Raw genomic sequence first — 10,398 nt, forward strand, 5'->3', positions numbered from 1 at the left:
CCTTAGACAAATCATCACGAACCGGGGTAGGGGCGTGAGGTTTGTCTTCGGTTAAAAATAATAATCCCTGCCCCAATGAGCATGTCGTGAGCGTTTTAGCTATTTCAATTACTACTGTAGCGTTAGCAGAAATTGGCGATAAGACCCAATTGCTATCTCTATTACTCGCAAGTCGTTACCGAAAACCAATCCCAATTATTGCAGCAATCTTTTTGGCAACTATTGCCAACCACGCTTTGGCTGCATGGTTAGGTGTGGTTGTCGCAGACTATCTATCACCTGAGATTTTAAAGTGGGTGCTGGTGGTCAGTTTTGTCGCGATGGCGGCTTGGGTTCTGATCCCGGACAAACTGGATGATGACGAGCAGATTTCTAATCGAGGCCCATTTATTGCCAGCTTTATCGCGTTCTTCGTTGCGGAGATAGGCGATAAAACTCAGATCGCCACTTCCATCTTAGGGGCGCAATACGCGGATGCGTTAAGTTTGGTGATTATCGGTACCACAATCGGTATGCTGCTGGCGAATGTACCTGTGGTCCTGATTGGTAAATTGTCGGCCGACAAGATGCCTTTAGGGCTGATCCGTAAAATCACCGCATTTTTGTTTATTGCTCTGGCAATAGGGGCTGCACTGTTCTGATTTTTTGCACGTGAAATGATGTGAGTTATCAATCATTAGTGGCGTGCTGCGCGAGTTCAAACTCTGACTCTAAATCGTTCCGTTGCGTGACGGATGACATATAAGTGTCATACTTGTCATGGTAGTTTAATGGTGTGAATGATAGCGAGAGGGCAAGTTTATGCTTACACGTTACATGGGGATGTCCCCGAAGAGTCAGAGTTATTTATTCACTTTTGGTTTAGCGCTGTGTTTACTAGCGATGGTGCTAACTGATATGTGGTTACCGATTGTAGCAGGATCGTTCGTTCTTACTGGATTGACAGTAGAAGCGTGGATTCGTGTCGCTCACATCATTCCTATGCATGAAGAGATGCGGGCAATGAAGAAACAACTTAACAAGCTCCAATCAGAAGTTCGCACACTCGAATACGACGAATAAACAAACGGCAGCCAATATAGGCTGCCGTTTTTAGTTCGACCAGATTATTCCAATCCTTTCTTGATCAGGTACTGATACGGAACTTGCTCCGTTTGTGCCGCAACTAATTGGTGGTCCATAAAGCGGCAGAAACTCGGAATGTCTCGAGTTGTGGATGGATCGTCTGCTTTGACCAGCAAAATCTCACCATCTTGCATGTTGCGAATTGTCTTCCTGACCATCATCACTGGCTCTGGGCAGCGCAGTCCTTGCGCCTCTAATGTCTTGTTTGCCAGTTCAGGATTAAAGCTCATAGTGTGATTCTCGTAACTAACTGAGCGTTGAATTTTACTTTCGTTGAAAAAATATTCAATAACCACTTGGCAAACCGAATTTTTTGTTTTACCTTAAATTAACAATTTGGTAACAACTGGCAAGGGAGAGGCAATGTTAACAGCGTTAGACAGACTTACGATTTACTCAGTGCTGTGTTTTATCTCGTTCTGTGCATTGGTACTTAGGACGCCAGCTGACACCTCTTTGACGCCTCTCGTAGGCATGGTTGCCACTATTATTGGGATTTGGATCGAGATGCGCAGATGGTCTGGCGCATCTGAGCAAGAAAATTAGCGCTTCTTGCTTGGATCAGAATGCTTTTAATAACGCTCACCTATTTTTTACCGACACTTCATTCCGACACTATCCCCATTTTTCTTGGGCTTCCCCGCTGAAAGGCGGGATTTTTTTTGCCTAAAGAGTACAATTTACCCAAACACATACAAAATAAGTGGCTAATTCGTGGAACTGGAAGATATCTATCGCCGAGATTTAAATTTACTGGTTGCGTTGCGAGTACTGATAGAAGAAAACAGTGTCAGTAAGGCGGCAACACGTCTGAACTTGAGTCAATCGGCAATGAGTCGTGTGCTTGGTCGTCTACGCGACTTATTGGGAGACCCGCTGTTTACTCGTCAGGGACAGCATTTGATCCCAACTCAGAAAGCGTTAGAGATCGATCGCTCATTGGGCGAGCCATTAGAGTCTTTACGTCAGTTGTTATCTCCGGTTGAGTTTGACCCATTGCAATGCGTACAGACTTTCAACATCGTGACCACCGATTATGCCATGCAAACGATATTACCGTTCGCTTTGCCGAGAATTTACCAAGAAGCACCAAATGTGTCTTTCAACTTCTTACCACTGCAACACGACCGTTTATCAGATCAGCTCACTTATGAAGGTGCAGACTTAGCGATTTGTCGCCCGACAGGCCCGGTGGAGCCTCTACGCAGTGAAGTGTTGGGGCGAGTGGGGGTGCTGTGTATGCTTTCAAAACAGCATCCATTAGCGAATAAAGAAATGAGCTTGGATGATTATCTGAGTCATCCACATGCCATGATCGCCATCAGTGATGGTGTTAAGGCACTGATCGAACAAGCTTTGATGGAGAAACCTAAGCGTAAAATGGTTCTGCGGGCTTATCATTTAGAAGCCGCATTGGCGATCATGGATACCTTGCCAATTATCATCACAGTGCCAGCGGACTTGGCGTATCTGGTTGCCGAGCGTTATGACTTGGTGGTGAAACCGTTACCATTCCAATTCACGCCGTTTGAATACTCGATGATTTGGCATGCGCGTTGCGAGCATTCTCCCGCTCAAGAATGGTTAAGAACGATTGTGCGTGAAGAGTGTAGCCGTCTGATAGCTAAACGTATCGAAGATATGGGACTGAACTGCTAACAAAAAAGAGCCAGCAATGCCGGCTCTTCGTCTGTTTACACTGAGTCAGTGTTTATAGCTTGATAACCACACGACCCGTTACTTGACCGTTGGTGATGTCTTCTGCATATTTCGGTGCTTCAGCAAGAGCAACTTCAGTACACGCTTGCTCGAAGTAGCTGTCTGGTAGTAGCTCGACCAGCTTTTCCCATGCAGCGATACGTTTCTTTGTTGGGCACATTACTGAGTCCACACCTTGTAGGCGAACATTACGTAGGATGAACGGCATCACTGTGGTTGGTAGATCAAAACCACCTGCAAGACCACAAGCTGCAACTGCACTGTTGTAATCCATTTGCGCCAATACTTTTGCTAGTACTTTGCTGCCTACAGTATCAACCGCACCTGCCCATACTTGTTTTTCAAGCGGACGTGCTGGTTCTTCAAATTCAGTACGGTCGATGATGCGGCTAGCACCTAGTTTTTCAAGTAGCGGGCCGTTTTTCTCTACACGACCTGTCACTGCAGCAACTTTGTAGCCAAGCTGTGCTAGAAGCGTTACTGCGACTGAGCCTACACCGCCACTTGCGCCAGTTACTAGGATTTCGCCATTTTCAGGTTTGATGCATGCATCAAGCAGTGCTTGAACACACAGCATACCAGTGAAGCCAGCAGTACCAACCATCATTGCTTTCTTGCTGTCTAGACCTTTTGGTAGTGGTACTAGCCAATCCGCTTTTAGACGAGCACGCTGAGACATACCACCCCAGTGGTTTTCACCCACGCCCCAGCCAGTAAGGACAACTTTGTCACCAGCTTGGTAGCGGTCGTCTTCTGAGCTTACTACCGTACCTGCTAGGTCAATACCTGGCACCATCGGGAAGTTACGGATGATTTTACCTTTACCTGTGATCGCAAGACCGTCTTTGTAGTTTAACGATGAGTAATCAACGTCAATCAGAACGTCGCCTTCAGGCAGTTGTGTTTCATCGATTTGCTCGATGTTAGCGATAGTACGTTTGTCTTCTTGATTTAGAACTAGAGCATTAAACATAAGGTTCTCCGATTGTGCGGTAGCATGACTCTGGGTCACATGCAGCAAGATATTAACTGGTCTAAGTGTATGTCTTCTTTGTCTATGAATAAAATGAAACTTGAGCATTTAATGTATGCTCTTCATGCATGTTTGATGTAAAACAAAGGGCGACATCAATTGTCGCCCTTAAGTGTAATACTAAAAATTTTAGTACTAGTTCATTTGCTTATGATTGTTGGCTCGATCACTACAACAACGTCTTGAACTGTTATGGTCGTTCAAATACTGTCGCAATGCCCTGACCCAAACCGATACACATGGTGGCCAGACCGTATTTCGCGTCTTTCGCTTCCATTAGGTTGATCAACGTTGTTGAGATACGTGAACCAGAACAGCCTAGTGGATGACCCAATGCTATCGCACCACCGTTAAGGTTGACCTTCTCATCCATAACATCAAGCAGGCCTAAGTCTTTAGCACACGGCAGAGACTGCGCGGCAAATGCTTCGTTTAGCTCAACCACATCCATGTCTTCAATTGAAAGACCGGCACGCTTGAGCGCTTTTTTCGTCGCAGGTACAGGACCGTAACCCATAATAGAAGGATCGCAGCCCGCAATGGCCATGCCTTTAATACGTGCACGAATCTTCAAACCAAGCTCATTAGCTTTCTCTTCACTCATGATCAACATCGCTGATGCACCATCGGACAGCGCCGATGAAGTACCGGCTGTTACTGTACCGTTTGCAGGGTCGAACACTGGGCGAAGTTGAGATAGACCTTCAACGGATGTTTCAGGGCGAATCACTTCGTCGTAATCCAGAGTGAACAGTGTGCCGTCTGCTGCGTGGCCTTCAATTGGTAGAATTTCGTTTTTAAAACGACCCTCTACGGTTGCTGCGTGCGCACGAGCGTGAGAGCGAGCGGCAAACTCGTCTTGTTGCTCACGGCTAATACCATGTAATTTACCAAGCATTTCAGCCGTTAAGCCCATCATGCCCGCAGCTTTTGCTACGTTCTTTGACATACCTGGGTGAAAGTCTACACCGTGGTTCATTGGCACATGCCCCATGTGCTCAACACCACCAATTAGGCAGATTTCAGCATCGCCAGTCATGATGGCACGTGTACCGTCGTGAAGCGCTTGCATTGATGAGCCACACAAGCGGTTCACCGTCACGGCGCCAATTTCAATCGGCAGACCAGCAAGCAGCGCCGCATTACGTGCAACGTTAAAGCCTTGCTCTAGTGTTTGCTGTACACAGCCCCAGTAGATGTCTTCAATCTCGCTTGGGTTCACTTGTGGGTTACGCGCAAGAATGCCTTTCATTAGGCGCGCAGATAGATCTTCTGCTCGTGTATGACGGAAAGCACCACCTTTAGAGCGACCCATTGGAGTACGTAGACAATCGACTACGACAACATTTCTTGTTTGATTAGTCATTTTAGAATCCCTCCTTAGATAGAACCTTGCTGTTGTGCACCGTAAAAGCTTTCACCTTTCGCCGCCATATCAATCAGCATTTGCGGTACTTGGTACATCGCACCTAGCTCGGCGTGTTGTTTTGCCATTTCAACGTATTCAGCAATACCCACGCTGTCTAGATAGCGGAATACGCCACCGCGGAATGGAGGGAAACCAAGACCATAAACCAATGCCATATCTGCTTCCTGCGGAGTCGCGATGATGCCTTCTTGTAGGCACAGCACCACTTCGTTAATCATTGGAATCATCATACGTTGAATGATGGTCTGATCGTCAAAGTCCTGCTTATCGGCACAAACGTCAGCAAGTACCGGTAAGATCGCTTCGGAGAAGGTTTTCTTCGGCTTACCTTTTTTATCTATGGTGTAGCTGTAGAAGCCATTACCATTTTTCTGACCATATTTGTCTGCTTCGAACAGTGCATCAATCGCATCACGACCTTGTTTACCCATACGCTCAGGGAAACCGTCAGCCATCACAGCTTGTGCGTGGTGCGCGGTATCAATGCCGACTACGTCAAGCAAGTACGCCGGTCCCATCGGCCAGCCAAATTTACGCTCCATGACTTTGTCGATTTTCGTAAAGTCAGCACCATCACGAAGTAGCATGCTGAAGCCGCCAAAGTATGGGAACAATACGCGGTTAACGAAGAACCCTGGGCAGTCATTAACGACAATTGGTGATTTGCCCATTTTCGCAGCATACGCCACAACACGATTGATGGTTTCATCAGAGGTATGCTCACCACGGATGATCTCAACAAGAGGCATACGATGCACTGGGTTGAAGAAGTGCATACCACAGAAGTTTTCTGGGCGTTTTAGTGATTTTGCCAATAGGTTGATAGGAATCGTCGAGGTGTTTGAGGTGATAACGGTGTCGTCACCGACATGGGATTCAACTTCACTTAAAACTGCTGCTTTTACTTTCGGGTTTTCAACGACAGCTTCAACAATCACATCAGAGTTTTCAATACCTGCGTAATGTAGGCTCGGTGTGATTGACGCTAAAATACCCGCCATCTTAAAGCCATCAATGCGACCGCGAGATAAGCGTTTATTCAGCAGCTTAGATGCTTCAGTCATGCCTAGGTCGAGCGACGCTTGCGCGATGTCTTTCATTATGACAGGCACACCTTTTAGCGCTGATTGGTAAGCAATGCCGCCACCCATGATACCTGCACCTAACACGGCTGCACGTTGCGTGTCTTTACTTGCTGACTTCGCTGCTTTTTTCGCAATGCCTTTGATGTATTGATCATTAAGGAATAGGCCAACGAGTGATTTTGCTTCTTCCGATTTAGCCAATTTCACGAAGTGCTTACGTTCAATGTCTAACGCTTCATTACGTGCAAAGCGAGCACCTTCTTCAATCGTGATAACGGCTGTCATTGGGGCAGGGTAGTGAGGGCCTGCTTTTTGTGCCACCAGACCCTTCGCCATGGTGAAACTCATCATTGATTCAAGCTTACTCAGCGTTAGCGGAGATGTTTTCTGTGCTCGGCGTGCTTGCCAGTCAAGTTTCTCGTTAATTGCAGAGTTAAGAGTTTGTAGTGCTGATTCGTATAAAGCATCAGTCTCTACAACTGCATCGAGTAAGCCAATTTTCAATGCTTCATCCGCACGGCATGCTTTACCTTGGGTGATGATTTCCATTGCGCTGTCTGCGCCAATAACGCGAGGTAAGCGTACACAACCACCAAAGCCAGGCATGATTCCCAGTTTCGTTTCTGGTAGGCCGATGCTGGTGGTTTTGTCACCAATACGCATGTCTGTTGCTAGCACACATTCACAACCGCCACCAAGAGCGTGGCCTTTGATCACTGAGATGGTCGGAACGGGTAAGTCTTCTAATTTGTTAAAGATGCTATTAGCAAATTGCAGCCATTGGTCGAGCTCGGCATCCGTTTTAGCAAACAGACCTAAAAACTCGGTAATGTCTGCGCCTACAATGAATGCGTCTTTATCTGAAGTGAGCAACAACCCCTTGAGGCCTTGATGGGCAATGAGCGCATCAAGAGCTTTATCTAGCGATTCTAATGTCGCTAGGTCGAGTTTGTTGACGGATTTTGGAGAGCAGAAGCTTAGCTCTGCAATACCATCTTGTATTTCCTTTACCTGTAGGGTTTCGGCTTGGTAAATCATTGTCTATCTCCATGACATACAATCGTGGATTGTCTGTATACCTATTTCAACGACGCCGTGTACCTCGGCAAATAGGTATCGAGGAAGTCGTTTTATTTTTGTTCTGGTTTGACCAGTAAAGTTAGTTTGGATCGTGGATTGTCTAATTTCAATACATTTTTTAAACAAGTGTTTAACATTGTGCGCTGTGGCAGATCTTATGCGACGGGTAAATCACACTCGTGATAGACTTCAGGCAAATAGACATGAATCCATAATCCTATGAATGACAAGCCTTATCTGATCCCAGCAGAGCCCGCTCAATTTGAAGAAGAAATTAAAAAGAGCGTCTTCATTACTTATTTGGCACACACGCCAAGTATCGAAGCTGCAAAAGCATTTGTTGATCAAATCAAAGCTAAACACGCTGATGCCAGACATAACTGTTGGGGCTTTGTTGCTGGTCGCCCGGAAGATTCAATGAAATGGGGCTTTAGTGATGATGGGGAGCCGTCCGGAACAGCAGGCAAACCAATCCTGGCGCAGCTGTCTGGATCTGGGGTGGGGGAGATCATGGCTGTGGTCACGCGATACTCTGGTGGAATCAAGTTAGGTACAGGCGGCTTGGTTAAAGCGTATGGGGGTGGGGTTCAACAAGCGCTCAAGCTGCTTCAAACTATTGAGAAAAAAATAACCACAAAGCTCAGACTAACGTTAGACTATGGGTTTATGCCGATCGCACAGTCAATCATGCCGCAATTTGGTGCAATAGAAGTCGAGGCTGAATACAGCGATCAGGTGGTATTAGTGGTGGAAATTGAGCTTCGAGAAGTGAGCGCGTTTACCCAAGCAATCATCAATAAAAGCGGGGCAAAGGCAATTGTCACTCCGCTAGACGGACAATAATGAAAAACAGGAAGCAACAGGGACAGCTTCGCTAGTCAATTTATCCATGCAATTTCGTTCAATTATTCGAATCGTCGGGCTACTGCTCGCACTCTTTAGTGTCACTATGCTTGCGCCAGCACTCGTTGCGCTGATCTATCGAGATGGTGCTGGTGTGCCTTTTGTCACGACATTTTTTGTTCTGCTGTTTTGTGGGGCCGTTTGTTGGTACCCAAACCGCAGGTATAAGCACGAGCTTAAAGCTCGAGATGGCTTTCTTATTGTCGTCTTATTCTGGACAGTACTTGGCAGTGCAGGCTCGATCCCCTTTCTCATTGCTGACAATCCGAACGTCTCAGTGACAGATGCGTTTTTTGAATCGTTTTCTGCTCTCACGACGACCGGGGCGACCGTTATTGTTGGTTTGGATGAGTTACCTAAAGCGATTCTATTCTATCGACAGTTACTGCAGTGGTTCGGCGGTATGGGAATCATCGTATTAGCGGTGGCGATTTTGCCAGTACTTGGCATCGGTGGTATGCAGCTTTACCGCGCCGAGATCCCAGGTCCAGTCAAGGATACTAAAGTGACGCCGCGCATAGCAGAAACTGCTAAGGCGCTTTGGTACATCTATTTGAGCCTGACTATCGCCTGTGCTTCGGCTTTTTGGTTAGCTGGTATGACGCCATTTGACGCCATCAGTCACAGCTTTTCCACCATTGCCATTGGTGGCTTCTCTACCCACGATGCCAGCATCGGATACTTTGATAGTTACGCGATTAACCTGATTACGGTGGTTTTTCTGCTTATATCTGCATGTAATTACACACTGCACTTTGCTGCATTTGCATCAGGTGGCGTACATCCCAAGTATTACTGGAAAGATCCTGAGTTTCGCGCCTTCTTGTTTATTCAAGTGCTGCTATTTATCATTTGCTTTCTATTATTACTGAAACATCACTCTTACACATCGACATACGATGCTTTCGATCAGGCTCTGTTCCAAACCGTATCAATATCCACAACAGCGGGCTTTACGACAACAGGTTTTGCGGATTGGCCGCTCTTCTTACCTGTGCTGTTATTGTTCTCTTCCTTTATAGGTGGTTGTGCTGGTTCAACAGGCGGCGGCATGAAAGTGATCCGTATCCTGCTTCTTACCTTACAAGGTGCGCGTGAACTAAAACGTTTAGTCCATCCACGCGCGGTTTACACCATCAAAGTAGGTGGCAGTGCCCTACCGCAACGTGTTGTCGATGCGGTTTGGGGTTTCTTCTCCGCATACGCATTGGTATTTGTGGTTTGTATGTTGGGGTTGATTGCAACAGGAATGGATGAGCTCAGTGCGTTCTCGGCGGTGGCTGCGACTCTGAACAACCTCGGTCCTGGCTTGGGAGAAGTGGCGCTTCACTTTGGTGATGTTAACGACAAAGCAAAATGGGTATTAATAGTTTCTATGCTGTTTGGTCGTTTGGAAATCTTTACCTTACTTATTCTACTTACGCCGACGTTTTGGCGTAGCTAAGGGGAAATCGTGGCAAAAGCATTATTTCTATACTCTTCCCGCGAAGGGCAGACTAAAAAAATTCTCCACTATATAGATGAACAACTTCCAGATTTCGATTGTGAGCTGGTGGATTTACATAATGTCGAGACGATTGACTTCAGCCAATACGACAGAGTATTGATAGGCGCCTCTATTCGCTATGGCCATCTTAATAAAAAGCTATACCAGTTTATTGAGCGAAACCTCAATCAATTGGAGCAAAATAAAGTGGCATTTTTCTGCGTAAACCTAACCGCTCGTAAAGAGGACCAAGGAAAGGATACACCTGAAGGTAGTGCCTACATTCGCAAGTTCCTAATTAAGTCGCCTTGGAAACCAACGCTAATCGGTGTTTTTGCTGGTGCACTTTATTACCCACGTTATAGCTGGTTCGACAGAACTATGATTAGGTTCATTATGTCGATGACGGGTGGCGAAACCGATACGACCAAAGAGGTGGAGTACACCAATTGGGAAAAAGTGGCTCTTTTCGCAGATAAATTTAGAGAACTGTAGAAATAACGTGCTCTTTTGACCGCTTTTGATGCAAATTTATCCG

At 46.3% G+C, this 10,398-nt stretch carries 11 protein-coding genes; 7 read left to right on the top strand and 4 right to left on the bottom strand.

The features are described from left to right. The first annotated feature begins 86 nt into the window (after positions 1-86). Together R7Q11_RS21465 and R7Q11_RS21470 are read left to right on the top strand one after the other, a co-directional pair. Complete coding sequence (locus R7Q11_RS21465; protein WP_005378877.1) at positions 87-641, top strand: TMEM165/GDT1 family protein; 555 nt, start codon at positions 87-89, stop codon at positions 639-641. Between the two features lie 160 nt (positions 642-801). Next, a complete protein-coding gene (locus R7Q11_RS21470) occupies positions 802-1,062 on the top strand; it encodes a hypothetical protein (protein WP_005378878.1) in 261 nt (86 codons plus the stop codon). 44 nt (positions 1,063-1,106) lie between these two features. Here the strand turns inward: R7Q11_RS21470 and tusA are convergent, their stop codons facing one another. Continuing rightward, entirely contained in the window at positions 1,107-1,355 is a 249-nt protein-coding gene (tusA, locus tag R7Q11_RS21475) for a sulfurtransferase TusA (protein ID WP_033906598.1), read from the bottom strand. A 133-nt stretch (positions 1,356-1,488) separates the two neighbouring features. On the opposite strand from tusA, the gene R7Q11_RS21480 reads away from it, so the two are divergent. Together R7Q11_RS21480 and R7Q11_RS21485 are read left to right on the top strand one after the other, a co-directional pair. Beyond that, on the top strand, positions 1,489-1,671 hold the full coding sequence (locus R7Q11_RS21480) for a hypothetical protein (protein ID WP_005378880.1): 183 nt from the start codon (positions 1,489-1,491) through the stop codon (positions 1,669-1,671). Positions 1,672-1,839: 168 nt separating this feature from the next. After that, entirely contained in the window at positions 1,840-2,784 is a 945-nt protein-coding gene (locus R7Q11_RS21485) for a LysR family transcriptional regulator (protein ID WP_017821924.1), read from the top strand. A 52-nt stretch (positions 2,785-2,836) separates the two neighbouring features. On the opposite strand, the gene R7Q11_RS21490 is transcribed toward R7Q11_RS21485, so the two are convergent. From R7Q11_RS21490 to fadB, 3 genes are all read right to left on the bottom strand, one after another. After that, positions 2,837-3,817 (bottom strand): MDR family oxidoreductase, encoded by a 981-nt coding sequence (locus tag R7Q11_RS21490; RefSeq protein ID WP_225466711.1) that lies wholly within the window; start codon positions 3,815-3,817, stop codon positions 2,837-2,839. A gap of 250 nt (positions 3,818-4,067) precedes the next feature. Further along, complete coding sequence (gene fadA / locus R7Q11_RS21495) at positions 4,068-5,243, bottom strand: acetyl-CoA C-acyltransferase FadA (RefSeq protein WP_006743176.1); 1,176 nt, start codon at positions 5,241-5,243, stop codon at positions 4,068-4,070. A 14-nt stretch (positions 5,244-5,257) separates the two neighbouring features. Beyond that, the gene (fadB, locus tag R7Q11_RS21500) at positions 5,258-7,429 is read right to left on the bottom strand and encodes a fatty acid oxidation complex subunit alpha FadB (RefSeq protein ID WP_017635586.1); all 2,172 of its coding nucleotides are present in this window, start codon (positions 7,427-7,429) and stop codon (positions 5,258-5,260) included. Between the two features lie 261 nt (positions 7,430-7,690). On the opposite strand from fadB, the gene R7Q11_RS21505 reads away from it, so the two are divergent. Genes R7Q11_RS21505 through hemG form a run of 3 tightly spaced genes read left to right on the top strand, consistent with a single transcriptional unit; the run spans position 7,691 to position 10,355 of the window. After that, complete coding sequence (locus R7Q11_RS21505) at positions 7,691-8,314, top strand: YigZ family protein (RefSeq protein WP_225466712.1); 624 nt, start codon at positions 7,691-7,693, stop codon at positions 8,312-8,314. Positions 8,315-8,360: 46 nt separating this feature from the next. Continuing rightward, positions 8,361-9,818: a TrkH family potassium uptake protein gene (locus R7Q11_RS21510; RefSeq protein WP_005378893.1), complete on the top strand. Its 1,458-nt coding sequence runs from the start codon at positions 8,361-8,363 to the stop codon at positions 9,816-9,818. A 9-nt stretch (positions 9,819-9,827) separates the two neighbouring features. Then, complete coding sequence (gene hemG / locus R7Q11_RS21515; RefSeq protein ID WP_005378894.1) at positions 9,828-10,355, top strand: menaquinone-dependent protoporphyrinogen IX dehydrogenase; 528 nt, start codon at positions 9,828-9,830, stop codon at positions 10,353-10,355. The last annotated feature ends 43 nt before the right edge of the window (positions 10,356-10,398 follow it).

The organism is Vibrio sp. 970, from assembly GCF_033339075.1.